General features: G+C 41.0%; 14 protein-coding genes, 1 pseudogene and 1 riboswitch. Of the genes and pseudogenes, 5 read left to right on the top strand and 10 right to left on the bottom strand.

Annotation, left to right across the window (positions count from 1 at the left end):
• Window positions 1-18 precede the first annotated feature (18 nt).
• From QUE35_RS03360 to mutL, 4 genes are read left to right on the top strand one after another with little or no spacing between them, the layout of a single operon-like run.
• Window positions 19-882, top strand: coding sequence for a hypothetical protein (locus tag QUE35_RS03360; protein WP_009319414.1), 864 nt, complete (start codon window positions 19-21; stop codon window positions 880-882).
• Between the two features lie 30 nt (window positions 883-912).
• Window positions 913-2,274 carry a peptidylprolyl isomerase gene (locus tag QUE35_RS03355; RefSeq protein ID WP_009319415.1) on the top strand — a complete coding sequence of 454 codons (1,362 nt, stop codon included), beginning with the start codon at window positions 913-915 and terminating at the stop codon, window positions 2,272-2,274.
• A 23-nt stretch (window positions 2,275-2,297) separates the two neighbouring features.
• The gene (locus QUE35_RS03350; RefSeq protein ID WP_022601579.1) at window positions 2,298-3,941 is read left to right on the top strand and encodes an OstA-like protein; all 1,644 of its coding nucleotides are present in this window, start codon (window positions 2,298-2,300) and stop codon (window positions 3,939-3,941) included.
• A gap of 25 nt (window positions 3,942-3,966) precedes the next feature.
• Window positions 3,967-5,856, top strand: coding sequence for a DNA mismatch repair endonuclease MutL (mutL, locus tag QUE35_RS03345; RefSeq protein ID WP_022601578.1), 1,890 nt, complete (start codon window positions 3,967-3,969; stop codon window positions 5,854-5,856).
• Here mutL and QUE35_RS03340 read toward each other — a convergent pair whose 3' ends face one another.
• Together QUE35_RS03340 and QUE35_RS03335 are read right to left on the bottom strand one after the other, a co-directional pair.
• On the bottom strand, window positions 5,857-6,756 hold the full coding sequence (locus tag QUE35_RS03340; RefSeq protein WP_009319418.1) for a helix-turn-helix transcriptional regulator: 900 nt from the start codon (window positions 6,754-6,756) through the stop codon (window positions 5,857-5,859).
• Window positions 6,737-7,114, bottom strand: a complete 378-nt coding sequence (locus QUE35_RS03335; RefSeq protein ID WP_031258689.1) for a winged helix-turn-helix transcriptional regulator — start codon at window positions 7,112-7,114, stop codon at window positions 6,737-6,739. Before QUE35_RS03335 ends, QUE35_RS03340 begins: the two co-directional genes overlap by 20 nt.
• A 167-nt stretch (window positions 7,115-7,281) precedes the next feature.
• Here QUE35_RS03335 and QUE35_RS03330 point away from each other — a divergent pair, with 167 nt between their 5' ends.
• The gene (locus tag QUE35_RS03330; RefSeq protein WP_009319420.1) at window positions 7,282-7,809 is read left to right on the top strand and encodes a DJ-1/PfpI family protein; all 528 of its coding nucleotides are present in this window, start codon (window positions 7,282-7,284) and stop codon (window positions 7,807-7,809) included.
• Window positions 7,810-7,950: 141 nt separating this feature from the next.
• Here QUE35_RS03330 and QUE35_RS03325 read toward each other — a convergent pair whose 3' ends face one another.
• The 8 genes and pseudogenes from QUE35_RS03325 to accC all read right to left on the bottom strand — a co-directional run bounded on the left by QUE35_RS03325 (window position 7,951) and on the right by accC (window position 16,085).
• Window positions 7,951-8,097 carry a hypothetical protein gene (locus QUE35_RS03325; protein WP_022601575.1) on the bottom strand — a complete coding sequence of 49 codons (147 nt, stop codon included), beginning with the start codon at window positions 8,095-8,097 and terminating at the stop codon, window positions 7,951-7,953.
• Between the two features lie 373 nt (window positions 8,098-8,470).
• Window positions 8,471-8,584 (bottom strand): annotated as a pseudogene (locus tag QUE35_RS03320) (sugar O-acetyltransferase); the annotation flags it as partial.
• A gap of 17 nt (window positions 8,585-8,601) precedes the next feature.
• Entirely contained in the window at window positions 8,602-9,138 is a 537-nt protein-coding gene (locus QUE35_RS03315; protein ID WP_022601574.1) for a methylated-DNA--[protein]-cysteine S-methyltransferase, read from the bottom strand.
• 267 nt (window positions 9,139-9,405) lie between these two features.
• Window positions 9,406-10,974, bottom strand: a complete 1,569-nt coding sequence (locus QUE35_RS03310; RefSeq protein WP_022601572.1) for a glycoside hydrolase family 43 protein — start codon at window positions 10,972-10,974, stop codon at window positions 9,406-9,408.
• A gap of 166 nt (window positions 10,975-11,140) precedes the next feature.
• Window positions 11,141-12,490, bottom strand: coding sequence for a threonine/serine exporter family protein (locus tag QUE35_RS03305; protein ID WP_022390802.1), 1,350 nt, complete (start codon window positions 12,488-12,490; stop codon window positions 11,141-11,143).
• An 18-nt stretch (window positions 12,491-12,508) separates the two neighbouring features.
• On the bottom strand, window positions 12,509-13,987 hold the full coding sequence (locus tag QUE35_RS03300; RefSeq protein ID WP_432416280.1) for an acyl-CoA carboxylase subunit beta: 1,479 nt from the start codon (window positions 13,985-13,987) through the stop codon (window positions 12,509-12,511).
• 46 nt (window positions 13,988-14,033) lie between these two features.
• A complete protein-coding gene (locus tag QUE35_RS03295; RefSeq protein WP_022601568.1) occupies window positions 14,034-14,561 on the bottom strand; it encodes an acyl-CoA carboxylase biotin carboxyl carrier protein subunit in 528 nt (175 codons plus the stop codon).
• A 12-nt stretch (window positions 14,562-14,573) separates the two neighbouring features.
• On the bottom strand, window positions 14,574-16,085 hold the full coding sequence (gene accC / locus QUE35_RS03290) for an acetyl-CoA carboxylase biotin carboxylase subunit (protein ID WP_286262351.1): 1,512 nt from the start codon (window positions 16,083-16,085) through the stop codon (window positions 14,574-14,576).
• Window positions 16,086-16,364: 279 nt separating this feature from the next.
• A riboswitch (cobalamin riboswitch) is annotated at window positions 16,365-16,561 on the bottom strand.
• Between the last annotated feature and the right edge of the window lie 44 nt (window positions 16,562-16,605).

Genomic DNA, 16,605 nt, shown 5'->3' with positions numbered 1-16,605 from the left:
CTATTAATAAAAGGAACTATGTGGCATAAAATCGCTTTATCCTTATGGAGTGTGGCTGTCATGCTTCTGTTCTTTTCTTGTAAAGAGAACTTTTCAGAAAAAAACAGGGAGGAAGCTGTATTAGTTCGGATAGGCGATAAGGCTTTGACTCGTGGTGATTTAGAACGTGAAATACCTGATCGGCTGAAATCTAAAGACAGTGCTTTGTTTGCAGATAACTATATAAAGCAATGGGTAGATGATCAATTGCTTTATGATGTCGCTTCTCGTAATATTCCGGATAAAGAAAATATCGATCGTATGGTGGAGCGCTATCGGCAGGAACTTGTGATATTTGAATATCAGAAGCATTTGCTAAATGAAAAGTTGGGTAAAGAGATTTCTGAAGAAGCTATGAACGTTTATTATGAAAAAAATCATGATAAATTTAAATTGCATTCGGCGATAATCAAAGGATTATTTTTGAAAGTTCCGGAAAATTCACCGCAGATTACCCGTTTGAAAAAATGGTATAAATCAAATACGCCCGAAGCGGTGGAAAATATAGAAAAGTACGGACTGCATAATGCCGTGATTTATGAATATTTTTATGATAAGTGGGTATCTTTTGATGAAGTGATGGATAATATTCCTTATTCTGTGGAACGAGAGGCAGACTTCCTGCGTACGCATAAGAATATCGAATTGAATCATAAGGGATATTGGTATTTTTTGAATATTAGCGATTATCAGCTCAAGGGTGAACAAATGCCCTTTGATTTTGCAAAAGCTCAGATAAAGGAAATTCTCATGAATCAAAAGAAAATGAATTTTCTTAAGGAAGTCAAAGATGAATTATATCAGGATGCCCTTAAAGAGAAAGAGATTGAATATTTCAATTGACGAAATAATAAATTAATTAAAGAGAAAACGATGCGAAAATTTAGTAGTGTATTGTTGTTGACTTTGTTTTTCAGTTTGACCGGAGTTTCACTTCATGCTCAGAATAATATTATAGACGAAGTCGTTTGGGTTGTCGGAGATGAGGCTATTCTTAAATCTCAAGTTGAGGAGCAATATCGGAGCATGCAGTATGACGGACAGAAAATAGATGGAGATCCGTATTGTGTGATACCTGAGCAGATTGCAATACAAAAGCTTTTTATGCATCAGGCGAAGTTAGATAGTATAACTGTTTCCGATGCTCAGGTTTTCCAAGAAGTGGAACGAAAACTGAACTATTTTATCGCCAATATCGGATCAAAGGAAAAAGTAGAAGAATATTTCAATAAACCGATGAGCGAATTGCGTGAAGAGATGGCCGAGATGGTGCGTGAACAAGGTATTGTTCAGGAAATGCAGCGTCAGTTGGTCAAGGATATAAAGATAACTCCTTCGGAAGTTCGTCGTTTTTTCTCTGGATTACCTTCGGATAGTATTCCTTATATACCTACCCAAGTAGAGGTGCAGATAATAACTATAAATCCGAAAATTCCGCAACAGGAAATTGATAATATTAAGGCTCGTTTACGGGAGTATAGCGAACGGGTTACCAAAGGTGAGACGGAATTTTCTACTTTAGCCATCCTCTATTCTGAAGATCCGGGTTCGGCGCGTATGGGCGGAGAATTAGGTTTTATGGGAAGGGCACAGCTTGTACCGGAGTATGCAGATGTCGCGTTTAACTTGAATGACCCGAAAAAAGTTTCTAAGATTGTAGAAACAGAATTTGGTTATCATATTATCCAATTGATAGAGAAAAGGGGAGATCGCATTAATACACGGCATATATTGTTGAAGCCGAAAGTTTCTGAAAAAGAGTTGAATAATTCTATCGTGCGTTTGGATAGTTTGAGAAATGACATTACTTCCGGAAAGTTTAAATTTGAAGAAGCTGCTCAGTTTTTGTCACAAGACAAAAATACACGCAATAATCAAGGGTTAATGGTAAATTCTGAAAATGGGACTACAAAATTTCAGATGAGCGAATTACCTCAGGAAATTGCAAAAGTCGTAAACACGATGAATGCCGGAGATATATCTCAGCCGTTTATTATGATGGATCAGAAAAAGGGAAAAGAGGTTGCCGTTTTAGTAAAATTGAGGTCTCGGGTAGAAGGACATAAAGCCAATATGTCTGATGATTATCAGGCTTTGAAAGCAATTGTCGAACAAAATAGGAGAGAAGATCTGATCGAAAATTGGATTCGGAAAAAACAGAAAGAAACGTATATTCGTATTAAAGACGGCTGGCGGAATTGCGACTTTAAGTATGATGGCTGGATTAAGAAATAAAAATTAGAATAATAAGCCGATTGATGTTTGATAGTAAAAGATATTCAGGAGTAAGCAGGCATAAAATACTGATAGGTGTTTTATGCCTGTTAACTCTTTGTGTTTGGGCGAGACATACACCGGACAATCCGCCTATTGTTGTTAAAAAAACACCGATAAAAACAGCCGTAGATGATCCTCAGAAAGTCTATTTGGAATATGCTAATGAACTACAATTCGATAAGGATATTCATCCCGACTTTCAGATACTGAGAGGAGATGTCCGTTTTCGTCGGGGAGGTATGTACATGTTTTGTGATAGTGCTTATTTCTATGAAAAGACGAATTCTTTGGATGCTTTTGGAAATGTACGTATGGAACAAGGTGATACCTTGTTTGTATATAGCGATGTGATGTTTTATGACGGTATTGTGCAAGTTGCCCGTTTACGCTATAATGTTCGTATGGAGAATCGGGATGTCGTATTGTTTACCGATAGCCTTAACTACGATATGCAGCCTAATATCGGTTATTATTTCGATGGCGGTAAGATTGTCGATACCGAGAATGAACTCAGCTCTATTTATGGACAATATAGTCCGGATACCAAGCAGGCGGTTTTTAATTTTGATGTGCAACTGGTTAATGAGGAATATACGCTCTATTCCGATACGCTGGAGTACAATACGAATACAAAAATTGCTGATATTATAGGACCTTCCGTAATGGTTTCGGATAGCAACGTTATATATTCTAAATTGGGATGGTATGATACGCACAATAATACATCAATGCTTTTCGACCGTTCTATTATCGTAAGCAAAAGCCAGCAGCTTACAGGCGATACGATTTTTTATAATCGGGCAGAAGGATTCGGAGAGGTATTCGGGAATATGATTCTGAATGATACGACTCGTCGGGTAACGATGGAGGGAAATTACGGCTTTTATGATGAAATAAAAGAAGTTTCTATGGCGACAGACTCGGCAAGGGTTATTGATTATTCCCAGCCCGATACATTTTATTTACATGCCGATACGTTACGTTCCTCCGTGTTATTGGACTCGACGCGTTTGATACGTGCATATTACGGGACACGTTTTTTCAGAAATGATATACAAGGCGTTTGCGATTCTATGGTATACAAGACCAAAGATTCTGCCGTGTATATGTTTAAGAACCCGATTCTTTGGAATCTTGATTATCAAATATTCGGGGATACGATAAAGGTATATATGAATGACAGTACCGTAAGGTGGGCACATGTTCCGGCTTTTGCTTTTGCTACACAACAGAAAGATACGGCTTTTTTTGATCAGCTTTCAGGGAAAGATTTGAAAGCCTTTTTTAAAGAAGGAAGATTAGACAAGGTGGATGTTAGCGGAAATGTACGGACTATTTTTTATCCACAAGAAAGAGATTCTACATTTACGGGGTTGAATTATGCGGAAAGTAGTTTCCTTACAATGTATCTGAAGGATCAGAAGATGGATAAGTTGATTATGTATAACAAAGTGGATGGATCACTGACTCCGATACCTAAAATAACCCCGGCTCAACTTTATTTGCCAGATTTTCATTGGTATGAAGAGATCCGTCCGAGAGACCCTGCTGATATATTCAGGAAGATAATTCGTAAGAAGAGTGAAATCCCGAAAAAGAAACGTCGTTTCAGTAACGAAATATAACAGATAACAAGAAAAAGAGGTTGATATGAGTGATGTAATACAGTTATTGCCGGATTCTGTTGCCAATCAAATTGCTGCGGGAGAGGTGATACAGCGTCCTGCTTCTGTTGTAAAGGAGTTGGTTGAGAATGCCATCGATGCCGGTGCTACTTTGATACAGATTATAGTCAAGGATGCTGGTCGTACTCTTATTCAGGTGATAGATAACGGTAAAGGTATGTCTGAAACAGATGCCCGGCTTTCGTTCGAACGTCATGCAACCTCAAAGATTCGCCAAGCCGGAGATTTGTTTTCTTTGCATACAATGGGATTTCGGGGAGAAGCGTTGGCATCTATTGCTGCGATAGCTCAAGTTGAATTACGCACTCGTCGTATCGAAGATGAAGTAGGAACAGCGATTGCATTGGCCGCTTCGGTTGTAGAGTCTCAGGAGTGCGTCTCATGTCCTGTGGGATCGAATTTTGCTGTAAAGAATATTTTTTATAATGTACCTGCCCGGCGAAAGTTCTTGAAATCGAATCAAGTAGAGCTAAGCAATATTCTTTCCGAATTTGAACGTATCGCATTAATTAATCCCGAGATAGCATTCGAATTGGTTCATAATGACAATGAACTTTTTAATCTTCCGGCGTCTAATTTCCGTCAGCGTATCATTTCACTTTTCGGAAAGGGCATGAACCAGCAGCTTTTAACGGTAGAGGTCGAGACATCGTTGGTAAAAATATCGGGCTATATCGGTAAACCAGAAGCTTCTCGGAAACGGAATGCATTACAATATTTTTTTGTAAACGGGAGGTATATGAGACATCCCTATTTTCATAAAGCCGTGATGCAAAGCTATGAGCAGTTGATACCGGTAGGAGAGATGCCTAATTATTTTATCAATCTGACTGTTGATCCGGCTTCCATAGATGTAAATATTCATCCGACGAAGACAGAAATTAAATTTGAGAATGAGCAGCCGATTTGGCAGATATTATCAGCTGCCGTGAAAGAAGCTCTCGGGAAGTTCAGTGCTGTACCTTCTATCGATTTTGATATGGAGGGTGCACCTGAGATTCCGGTTTTTCATAAGGGGGATGAGGTAAGGCCTCCGCAAACGACTTTTACTCCCGGTTATAATCCGTTTAAGAGTTCTTCTCCAGCAGGGACTAAGCGTCCTGATTATGATTGGAGTAAACTCTATTCAGGATTTGAATCGGCAAAAGATATGCCTCGAAACTCGACAGAAGAAGAGCCTCGAATATTTTCTTCAAAAGTCAATCGGCCTGTTGTTCCGGATCTGTCTTCTGCAGAGACTGTTCCCTCTGAGACCATTGCATCGAAAATAAATGATTCTGTTACTACAACAGTCGGAGGGCAGTATCTTCAAGTGAAGGGACGTTATATTATTACTTCTGTTAAATCCGGAGTCGTGATGATCGACCAGTACCGTGCCCATATTCGTATATTGTATGATCGTTATATGTCGCATCTTCAATCCGGACAGGGTGTTTCTCAACGGGTATTGTTTCCGGAAATGATTCATTTGTCAGCTTCTCAGGGGGCTATTCTTTCTGGAATTAAAGAAGATTTGGATTCTTTAGGTTTCGACTTGTCTGATATGGGGGGAGGCACTTTTTCGATAAACGGAGTTCCTGGAGGAATAGAAGGGGTGGATGTCGTCGGATTATTAAATAAGATGATCGAGACCGCATCCGAAAAGGGAGGAGATGTAAAATCGGATATTCATGAAGCCATGGCCTTAACTTTAGCCGAATCTGCGGCAATTCCTTACGGACAGGTTTTGTCTTCTCTCGAAATGGAGCAGTTGGCCGATGATTTGTTCGCTTCTGCCATGCCGGGGTACACACCTGATGGGAGAGTAACATTGACGGTTTTCTCTGTCGATGAACTTCAGAAGCGTTTTAAGTAATTATCTATCGTATAGTTTGCAGGTTTCAAGTAATATTTTTAGAATTTCTTCCCGAAGAGATTTTGGAGCAAGGACTTCGACTGCCGGTGCGTATGATAATATTTCTTGTACCAAATCGAACGTTACTTTTAAGTTGTATTGAAATATAGAGTAGTTAATTCCTCGGGTTATTTCTTTTTGTGAGATGTGTAGAGGCAATTCCCTGAAATATTTTACTTGATTACCTTTTACCTTTAACATTACGGTTTCCGTAATGCCTTCTCCGTGAATAATACCGAAACAGTCTTTGAAATATTCTTCCGGTAAAAAATTTTGAGGAAGTTCAAATGTTTTATCGGTCATCTGCATTACTTGTATCCGGTCGAGAGCGTAAATACGGATCATTTTGTGAAACATAGAATATCCGATAATATACCATCTCTGTTTAAACAATTTTACAAAATAAGGCTCTATATCAAAAGTTTCCGGTTCATTCTTAGTAAAAGACTGATAAGTAACAGAAATTCTTTTTCCGTCCCGCATAGCTTCTATGATCGGAGTCAGATATTTTTGTCCTGAGGGGACATTTTCTAATAAAATGCGGTTCTGTAATTTATATTTCTCATTAATGAGATTATTAACGGTAAAAGTATTCAGCAACCAGTTTCGTAATGTTCCTTTTGAAAGTTGGTCGGCATCTTCTATGTAATATTCATGGGTACTTTTATTACACTCGATATTGATGTCGAACAAATCTTGTATAGCTTCCCGGTGATTATGAAATGTCCGAAGGGGAATCGGCTTTCCTTCCGAAAAGTCGGTTTGCAACCATTTGTCGTTAATCTCTTTAAAAGATAATTTTCCGTTTCTATATATTGTATCTACCAGCCAGATATAGCGGTTAAAAAGATTCTTGGCCATTGGTCGTCAGCTTATTTGTTTTTCTGTTTTTCATTATCATCGGCATGTTCTCAATAGCCCAGTTGACCAGACCTTCTATATGAGGAATTAGGCTGTAACCTCTTTCTGTCAGCTTGTATTCTACTCGGGGAGGAATTTCTGCATATATTTTTCTGGAAATTAATCCGTCTGTCTCGAGAGATCGAAGAGTTACCGTAAGCATACGTTGCGAAATATCCCCGATACTTTTTTGAATATCCGAGAAGCGCATGGTTTTATTTGCGTTCAAAGTTATCAATATTAAAGTGGCCCATTTGCTACTCAAGTGACTTAATATGTCTCGTATCGGGCAAACTCCGGTCGGATGAAAATTTTGCATTTTTTTATATTTTCTATTCGTTTGTTTTTCAATAATGGTTACATCAATGTAACTATCTAATTTATAAGTGCGTTCTTGTTTTCCTAATAGACATTGTTTATTTTTACAAAACAAAAATAATAAACTTACTAATAATAACTATTGTATTATTTATAAATGTTGAGATTATGAAGAAAAAAGTTGCAGTATTAGCGGTCGATCCGGTTAATGGGGCTGGATTGTTTCAGTATCTTGAATCTTTTTATGAAAAAGGAATTTCTTATAAAGTGTTTGCCGTATCCGATAATAAAAATATACGTACAAACTCCGGAATTACTTTACTGACCGATGATTTAATTGCTAATTTGAAAAGTCATGCTGATGAATTTGATGCATTGTTGTTTTCGTGTGGCGATGCCGTTCCTGTCTTTCAACAGAATGCAAACCGAGATTATAATATTGATTTATTATCTGTTGTTCGGGAATTTTCAGATAAGAATAAGTTAATGATAGGGCATTGTGCAGCAAGTTTGATATTTGAAATAGCCGGAATTACGGAAGGAAAGAGATTAGCTGTTCATCCATTAGCCAAACCGGCAATTCAGAAAGGTATAGCTACCAATGATGCCGTAACGATTGATGGAAATTTTTATACTGCGCAGGATGAACATGCAATACCGCAGCTTATACCGTGTCTTCTTGAAGTTTTACAATAGATTTTTTATGGCAAAGGGGAGTAGATAATAAATCTTTCTCCCCTTTGTCATTTATAATTATATTATCTGTTTGCTAAAAATAAAAAAGGACTGCCGCCGCCCGATTGCGATGATAGTCCGCCTTTAGTTGATTAATAATTTTTAGATTGCAGTTTCCTGCTTTTGAGTTAATACTCGGAGCTTTGCATTTAATTCTTGACATTTAGCTCCATTTTTGACCGCTTGATAGCGTTGAATTTGATATCGCAACATAGCGATTTCTTCATTTACAGATTTCATTGTTTTCATCTTTTTTTGTCTTTCCGGATTGAAAGACGATTTCTATTTCTAATTTCTACATTGCAAATGTACGAATAATATTCGACAAATATGTTTTATAACATAAAAAAGATGAGTTTATAACATTCTTTAGTGTAATTATTTGTTTATTATAGTCTATTCGTTAAGAGTGAAGCCCCCAAGAGCCGAAGAATATTTTTAGTACAAAATTTCGAACGATTCTGCAACTTTACGATTAGAACTTGAAAAACAACCTCTTTTAAATATGTTTAAACATGAGAAGTTATAGCTCTAATCAGGAAATAAATTCGGCTCATCGGAGTGTAAAGTTAGATGAAATTTCCGATAGAATTCAGATGCTATAAAGTGTAAAGGTCTATTGCTATTTTTGATCTTTAGGTAGGAGCTTTATTATCCGACAAGGATTTCCTACAGCTATACAATTTGCAGGAATAGAGTGGGTAACTATACCGCCTGCCCCGATGACACTGTTTTTATATACTTTTTTATAAGTTATAATAGCGATTTCCCATTTAACTCTAAATCCAATAATAGACGTTTTGCTGCAAGTCCTCCTCCATACCCTGTGAGAGAATGATCGCTACCGATAACTCTATGACAAGGTGCGAAAATTGAAATGGCATTTGCTCCATTTGCATTTGCTACGGCACGTACTGCTTTCGGAACACCTAATAATTTAGCCAGTTCACCGTAAGAAATTGTCTTTCCGTAGGGTATTTCCATTAGTTTATACCATACATTTTTCTGAAATTCCGTACCGATAAAAAGCAAAGGTATGTCGAATGTTGTCCGTTCCCGATTGAAATATTCGTCTAATTGTCTGACTGCCTTTTCGATAGTGTCGGAAGTTTTTTCTTCATAGCAGGCTTGTAAATTTTGGAGTATTCTTTTATCTACTGCAATCCGGTGCTTTTCTATTGTCCAGTCACAAAGACAAAGTTTATCTCCAAAAGAGCCGAGTATCAGATCTCCACAAGGGGAATGATATCGTTGTGTCCGAATAATATTAAATTTTTTTTTGTTTTCCATATTGTGGTAAGAAAAGTTTGGTTATTGGGATGTTAAAAAAAAGGTTTATAATATGTATTTTGTTTCTGTATCTGTGCTTTACTAAAATGATAGTAGTTTTTTGACGAATGAAAATAAATAGGAATAAAATTTAAGAAATGTCTAATTTCTTTATTGTATCGGAAAAGTTAAATGAGTTTTTATACAGTGCATAAAATTTCTTTTTTCGGAAAGAAAATTTTTATGCACTGTTTTATTTATCAGAGAGAAAAGCATGAAAGAACGATTTTATTCCCCTGAATAATCAAAATATTCAAACTCTGCATAGCCTTTCGATGAAGGGTTGCTTGAAACGGCATACAGACCAAGCATGATTCCGGTAAAGCCCCCCGCAGTTTCAGAACTCAGATAACGAGTATTCATTCGTCCCAATTCATGGAAAGTCTTACCATTCGTCGCATATTCGAATGAATAGAAGTCCCTGTTTCCTTTCACCCGAATTTGTACGTCTCCTTTAGGAAGAACGATTTCTTTTTCTATATGAGAAAGTTCTCCTAAGCGATAACGAAGAATGAGAGCTTGTTTTTTGTCAGAAAGCTGTTTTACAAAAAGATCGTAATGAGAAGTTTCTGACATGTAAACAGTCAGGCCGGCTTCATCCCCGGAAGATGCTTTTTGCAGTTGCACCGATGTTGTTGCTGTGAAGTCTATGTGTTCTTGTCTTCGGCATACCAGAGTCGGGCTGTCTTTAAAATCATTCAAAGTGATAGGAGTGGGCTTTAAACGCAGTTTATTTGAGTCGAATGTATAATTTTCAGGATGAGGATTCCGTACATGTACCCATTCTAACCCGAGTTTCCCGTTCTTAAAGTTCGTGCGTACAGGCTTGGTTGCAAAAGGCTGTTGAGGCAATGTCGGGACGTCCATTTCTAAAGATATACTTCCGTCTCCGTTAATTACCGGCCATGCATTTTTATCCCAGCGGACAGGAGCGAGGAATGTTTCTCGACCGAGCAAATGGTGCATATCACTCTGTGGGCGAAAAGCCAAGAACACAGTCCACCAACTTTCGTCAGGTGCTTGTATTATATCTGCATGTCCGACTCCTTGAATAGGACTGCTTTGCATGTTTCTGTTGATATGAGTTAAAATAGGATTTGCCGGGTTCTGTTCGTAAGGTCCGTCAATGTAACGACTTCGTGCAATAGTTATTTTATGTCCGTATTCTGTTCCCCCCTCAGAAATTAGCAAATAGTACCAATTATCTTTTTTATAAATATGAGGTCCTTCAGGAAATCGACCTCCTGTACCTATCCATATGCGTTTACTTTCGGTCAATTGCTCCCCGGTTTTCGGATTTATTTGACACAAGGTAATATAGTTGTCAGGATTACTTACTAGATAGCATTTCCCGTCTTCGAAATAGAGTGAAGGATCGATCCCTCCTTGTTTGATTGGTATCGGGTCAGACCATTCTCCGGCAGGATCGGTTGTGTGTACGAGAAAATTGCCTTTATCGGTAACATTCGTAGTAATCATATAGAAAACACCTTCATGATAGCGAATCGTAGGTGCGAAAATACCACCCCAGACACTAGCTCCGTTCAAGTTTACTTGTTCCGGTCGTGTCAGACAATGACCTATTTGTTTCCAATTTATCAGGTCTTTACTATGAAATACCGGCACTCCGGGAAAATACTGAAAACTGCTGGTTACCAAATAAAAATCTTCACCTACACGGCATATACTCGGATCGGGGTGAAAACCCGGTATCACAGGATTTCTATAACCTTGCTGTGTTTGTGCCGGACAAGACAGACAGGCGATCAGTCCGGCGATTAATAAGAATTTTTTCATTATTATATTGTATTTAGATAGTGAGTTTTGTTATTTATATAACTGTTTATGTGTTTATTAGCACTGACAGGCTTTTACAAAGTTAAATATAAATAAAAAACTGCGAAAATAAATTCGCAGTTTTTTATTTATATCTGTTTTTTGTAGAAAAAAGAGTTTGCCTTGCTCACCATTCGATGAATTTACCTCGCTGACGACGTTTTTCAAGTTCCTTTTCTAAATAAATCTGACGATCACGAGCGATATAACGGCGGGCAAAGATATTAGGAATAGCTACACCTAATGAAATACAAAGAATTATGAGAGCCGATGTCGTTCCATTGTAAAAAGCATTAGTCACTTCTCCGACGATACCGTTCATATTTATGAAAGCCAGTAAAGAACGATACATCAATACGCCTGGAATCATCGGGATAACAGACGGAATTGTCAACACATGATTAGGCACATGAAACCAGTGAACTGCTTTTACAGCAATAAGACTGACGACGAAACTGCCCATAAATGAGCCGATTATCGGACCTAATCCTAATTCGAAATTTACAAAATTACGTGTACATACGGCGATGATACCACCTATTGCTACGACCCATAGTAAACGACGCTGAATATTGAATATCATGGAGAACCCGACTGCCGCGATTGCGGCTGCAATCGCATATACGTAGTACGAATCATGAGGAACCATACTTAGTTCACTGAATTTATGATCTATCGTAATATCGTCCATCATTAATACACGCATTACAAAAGCTATTCCGAAAGTCATTGCCCCGACCATCATCGCAGTATTGGCCGCACGAGTAATTCCGGTAAGCAGATGATTATCTATCATATCATCCACAAAATTAATTAGCGGTACACCCGGTACGATGAACAAGGCGCATGCCAATAACGGATGGTAAGGCGTTTCAGATAATCCTGTATAAGATGATGCGTATGCCAGGCAGGTAGATATGAATGCAGCAATGGCGATACTCATATAAACGTTAATTCCAAAATCGATACAACGGGCACGAACTCTAAAGCCTATAAATGCGCATATCGATGCAAATAAGAAAGCTGTCCAGTCGCAACCGAATAGTTTGCAAAACCCCCCGCAAGCGAACCCTGCGCCCATGGCAACTATATAATGAGTATAGTTTCGGGGTTGCTCGGCTATTTTAGTGAGTTCTTCCTCATATTTATCCAATGAATAATCTTCTTCGATAGCTCGCCATGACAGTTTGCTGATTTGTGAGATCGTAGTCATATTGATACCATGCTTCTCACATTTTTGGAATTTTGAAAAGGAATGGCGTTCATCGCTTACATTCACCATTATCATGGTCCATCTGATATCGATATGCAGCTTATTTTCAGGGATTCCCATAAATGCGGCAACACGCTTCATATTTCGTTCGATTCGGTTTGTGTCGGCTGCACTTTCCATCAGCAGTTTACCGGTGCGTAGTAAAAGGTCGAGTTTTTTTCGTAATAATAGGATTTCTTGTTCTGTCAAAATATTATTTTCCATCTCTTGTTAATTCAATAATTACAACGGCATATTTCCATGCTTTTTAGGAGGATTAGAAACATTCTTGTTCTGAGCCATTTCCAGAGCGGCAATTAGCTTGGCCCTGGTCTGCTCAGGAAGAATCACCTCGTCAATATATCCGAGCTCCGCGGCCCTGAAAGGATTAGCGAACCTCTCCCTGTATTCCTCGGTCAGTTCCGCTCTCTTTTCATTATCCGCATTCCTGAACAAGATATTCACGGCGCCCTCAGCCCCCATGACAGCAATCTCAGCATTCGGGAAAGCCAGATTGATATCCGCCCCGGTCAGCTTGCTGGCCATAACGATATACGCCCCGCCATACGCCTTTCTGGTAATCAAAGTGACCTTTGGAACAGTCGCCTCGGCAAAAGCATATACCACCTTCGCCCCGTGCCTGATAATCCCGTTATGCTCCTGTACCGTCCCCGGCAAAAATCCCGGCACATCCTCAAACGTCACCAACGGAATATTAAAACAATCACAAAAGCGGATAAACCTAGCCGCCTTATCCGAAGCATCGATATCCAACACCCCCGCAAGGAAAGCAGGCTGGTTCGCCACGATCCCGACAGTCCGTCCCCCCAACCTTGCAAATCCGATCACAATATTCTTGGCAAAATCCGGCATGACCTCAAAAAAATATCCATCATCGACCACCGGCACAATGACCTCCTTCATATCATAAGGAATATTCGGATCATCCGGAATCACCTCTCTCAATCCCGTCACCTCACGACGAATATCATCCCTGCAAGGGACACACGGAGCATCCTCCATATTATTAGCCGGCAAGAAACTCAACAACTCCCGGATCTCCAATATCACCTCCTTCTCGGAATCCCCCAAGAAATGGGCCACACCGCTGACCGAAGCATGCGTCACCGCTCCCCCCAGCTCCTCCTTACCGACCAGTTCATGCGTCACCGCCTTAACCACATCCGGCCCGGTAACGAACATATGACTGTACCCCCTGACCATAAAAATAAAATCGGTCAAAGCCGGCGAATAACACGCCCCCCCGGCACAAGGTCCGAGAATAGCCGAAATCTGCGGAATCACCCCCGAAGCCATGGTATTGCGGAAAAAAATACCCGCATACCCGGACAAGCTCTCCACCCCCTCCTGAATACGCGCGCCGCCCGAATCATTCAAAGCGATCACCGGAGCACCGTTCTTCAAAGCCAGATCCTGCACCTTCATGATCTTCCGAGCATTCTCCGCACTCAACGTACCCCCGAACACCGTAAAATCATAAGCATACACAAACACGAGCCTGCCCTCGATCCTGCCATACCCCGACACGACCCCGTCCCCGGGAATCCTCGCCCCGTCCATTCCATAATCCTTACACCTGTGCACCACGAACTTGTCCAGCTCATTAAAAGAAGCCGGATCCAACAACAATTCGATCCTCTCCCTCGCCGTCAACTTACCGGCCGCATGCTGCTTACCGATTCGGTCAGCCCCTCCGGCCATCTCCGCCGCCCTGTTTCTCTCGTCAAACACGGCATATAAACTATCCTTATTCTCCATAAGCCTCCAAACCATTTAAATTAAGCCACACCAACACCTGATCAGTATTCACCAGATCCCCCTCCTTGACGAGAACCTCCCTGACCACACAATCCTCACTCACCTTAAAATTACTCTGCATCTTCATGGCCTCGACTACCAATACGGTATCCCCGGCCGCCAGCCTGTCCCCCTCGGCCGCCATCACCCTCACGACCTTTCCCGGCATGAGAGCGACAATCCTGTCAGCCTGTCTCTCCCCCTCCTTTCTTCGGGCAGACAACAACTTGGCCTTCGCATCCAGAATCTCCACCGGCAAAGAAGCAAACGCCGTATTGACGGTATAAGACTTTCCCCCCTCAGCCCTGATCAACTCGGCATTATAAGAAACCCCGTCCATCAAAATCGAACACACCCCATTCTCAGCCATCATCACATCCAGGTCCAAGACCTTGCCATCAATAGACATCCTCACACAATTCCCCACCTTACTGATCAACTCGACCTCCGCTATCCTGTTACCAACACGAATCTCCATATCCCAATAAAATTAAATTCTCAAAACCCCCTTATGAATACCGAACGCCCTCCATCTGCTGATCGGCCTGTTATCGGTTCTCCCCGTCACATTCTCCTCAAACCCCATCAAATAATCAATATAAGCAGCAATCATCGCCACCTCCACACAAACCTCGTCCCGGGCATCATACCCCTCACGAAAAAACACCGCATTCTTCTCGACGAATCCCGTATCATACCCCCCTGTCACAAAATCCGGCGTATCCATGATCCTCCTCAAATAAGCGATATTCGTCTTCACCCCGGTAATCTTATACTCGAACAAAACCCTTCTCATCCTCTCGATCGCATACTCCCTGCAAGTAGCCCACACGATCAACTTACCGATCATCGGATCATAAAACACAGGAATCTCATATCCCTCATACACATAACTGTCCACCCTTACCCCGATACCGTTCGGCTCAGTAATCTGTCTGACAATCCCGGGCGCAGGCAAGAAATCCGCCAGCGTATCCTCGGCACAAATTCGGCACTCAATCGCATGCCCCCTCTGGATAATATCCCCCTGCCTCAATCTCAAAGGCCTTCCATTAGCAATATGAATCTGCTCCTTTACCAGATCGATCCCCAGGACCTCCTCTGTAATCGGATGCTCGACCTGCAGGCGAGTATTCATCTCGAGAAAGAAATAATTCCCGTCCCCGTCCACAAGAAACTCTATCGTTCCAGCCCCGACATAATTCACGGCCTTAGCCGCTGCCACAGCCTTCTCACCCATGTCCCGTCTCAAAGCCTCGGAAATAAACGGCGAAGGCGTCTCCTCCACGATCTTCTGATTCCTCCTCTGCACCGAACACTCCCTCTCACAAAGATGAATCACATTCCCGTGCCTGTCCCCCAGAATCTGGAACTCGATATGATGCGGATGCACTACGAATTTTTCGATATATACGGTATCATCCCCAAAAGAAGCCAAAGCCTCGGACTTAGCCGCCAGAAACGCCTCCTCGACCTCTTCGGGCCTTCTTGCCAGCCTCATACCCTTTCCACCGCCACCGGCCGAAGCCTTCAACATCACCGGATATCCGATACGATTGCAGACGTCTATGGCCTCCTCAGAAGAATTCAGGTTCTCAGTAGTACCGGGTACAACCGGCACACCCGCCTCCCTCATTCTCCTACGCGCAGAAATCTTATCCCCCATAACCTCCATAGTCTCGGGCTCAGGACCGATGAAAACGATGCCAGCCCTCCTGCACCTTCTGGCAAAATCCGGATTCTCAGACAAGAAGCCATATCCGGGATGAATCGCATCCGCCCCGTGCTCGAGAGCCACCTGAATAATTCTGTCGATATTCAAATAACTCTCCCTGGCCTCAGCCGGGCCGATACAATACGCCTCATCGGCATACATCACATGCCTGGCCGCCCTGTCGGCCTCGGAGAATACGGCGATGGTCCGTATCTCCATCTCCTTGCACGACCGCATCACTCGGACAGCGATCTCGCCGCGATTGGCTACCAATATCTTCTTTATCATTGTTTTTTGTTAATTATGTCGTTATAACATAGGGTTTAAAAAATATAAAAAAACAGTCCGGCATTTTCCGGACAAGATTTATGTAAATATTTTAAATGATTGAGTGATCGGACGTAAGAGTTTTGCAGATCGTCCAGTTTAGTAAAAGTATGTAAATAATTATCCGCATTATCGGATCGGTTGATAAAAGAAATATCACATCGCGGACATATCTTTTTCATAAATTGCAAAAATTGAAATCAATAATTTTTTCGCATTTACACTCTAATCCTCGAGAATGTAAACCTTTAATGAATGGCAGGTCTTCTGACTTACTCCCATTCTGAAACCTTCCCGGTCATAGACCAGTGGCTCAGTTTTTTCAGAATGTTGAATAGAGCTTCACAGCAGCGGGACTGTTCGGGATTTGCACCCGATTCCCTTTTAATTTGCTTTTACGAAAAGGAAAAGCAAAACCGATTCAGCAGCAAATATAGGGATAAATTTTAATTTATAAGAATATGTCGGGAAATATCGATGG

Origin of the sequence: Coprobacter fastidiosus, from assembly GCF_030296935.1 — a bacterium.
Classification (GTDB): Bacteria; Bacteroidota; Bacteroidia; order Bacteroidales; family Coprobacteraceae; genus Coprobacter; species Coprobacter fastidiosus.
The sequence above is the reverse complement of the archived record's forward strand: the minus strand, read 5'-3'. Positions and strand labels throughout refer to the sequence as shown.

What these genes read in the sequence shown, in the direction of transcription:
- accC (WP_286262351.1), bottom strand. Translation starts at nt 16,085, where the DNA reads ATGATAAAGAAGATATTGGTAGCCAATCGCGGCGAGATCGCTGTCCGA.
- QUE35_RS03325 (WP_022601575.1), bottom strand. Translation starts at nt 8,097, where the DNA reads ATGAAAACAATGAAATCTGTAAATGAAGAAATCGCTATGTTGCGATAT.
- QUE35_RS03350 (WP_022601579.1), top strand. Translation starts at nt 2,298, where the DNA reads ATGTTTGATAGTAAAAGATATTCAGGAGTAAGCAGGCATAAAATACTG.
- QUE35_RS03300 (WP_432416280.1), bottom strand. Translation starts at nt 13,987, where the DNA reads ATGGCCGGAGGGGCTGACCGAATCGGTAAGCAGCATGCGGCCGGTAAG.
- QUE35_RS03355 (WP_009319415.1), top strand. Translation starts at nt 913, where the DNA reads ATGCGAAAATTTAGTAGTGTATTGTTGTTGACTTTGTTTTTCAGTTTG.
- QUE35_RS03305 (WP_022390802.1), bottom strand. Translation starts at nt 12,490, where the DNA reads ATGGAAAATAATATTTTGACAGAACAAGAAATCCTATTATTACGAAAA.
- QUE35_RS03315 (WP_022601574.1), bottom strand. Translation starts at nt 9,138, where the DNA reads ATGGAAAACAAAAAAAAATTTAATATTATTCGGACACAACGATATCAT.
- QUE35_RS03330 (WP_009319420.1), top strand. Translation starts at nt 7,282, where the DNA reads ATGAAGAAAAAAGTTGCAGTATTAGCGGTCGATCCGGTTAATGGGGCT.
- QUE35_RS03335 (WP_031258689.1), bottom strand. Translation starts at nt 7,114, where the DNA reads ATGCAAAATTTTCATCCGACCGGAGTTTGCCCGATACGAGACATATTA.
- mutL (WP_022601578.1), top strand. Translation starts at nt 3,967, where the DNA reads ATGAGTGATGTAATACAGTTATTGCCGGATTCTGTTGCCAATCAAATT.
- QUE35_RS03310 (WP_022601572.1), bottom strand. Translation starts at nt 10,974, where the DNA reads ATGAAAAAATTCTTATTAATCGCCGGACTGATCGCCTGTCTGTCTTGT.
- QUE35_RS03295 (WP_022601568.1), bottom strand. Translation starts at nt 14,561, where the DNA reads ATGGAGATTCGTGTTGGTAACAGGATAGCGGAGGTCGAGTTGATCAGT.
- QUE35_RS03340 (WP_009319418.1), bottom strand. Translation starts at nt 6,756, where the DNA reads ATGGCCAAGAATCTTTTTAACCGCTATATCTGGCTGGTAGATACAATA.
- QUE35_RS03360 (WP_009319414.1), top strand. Translation starts at nt 19, where the DNA reads ATGTGGCATAAAATCGCTTTATCCTTATGGAGTGTGGCTGTCATGCTT.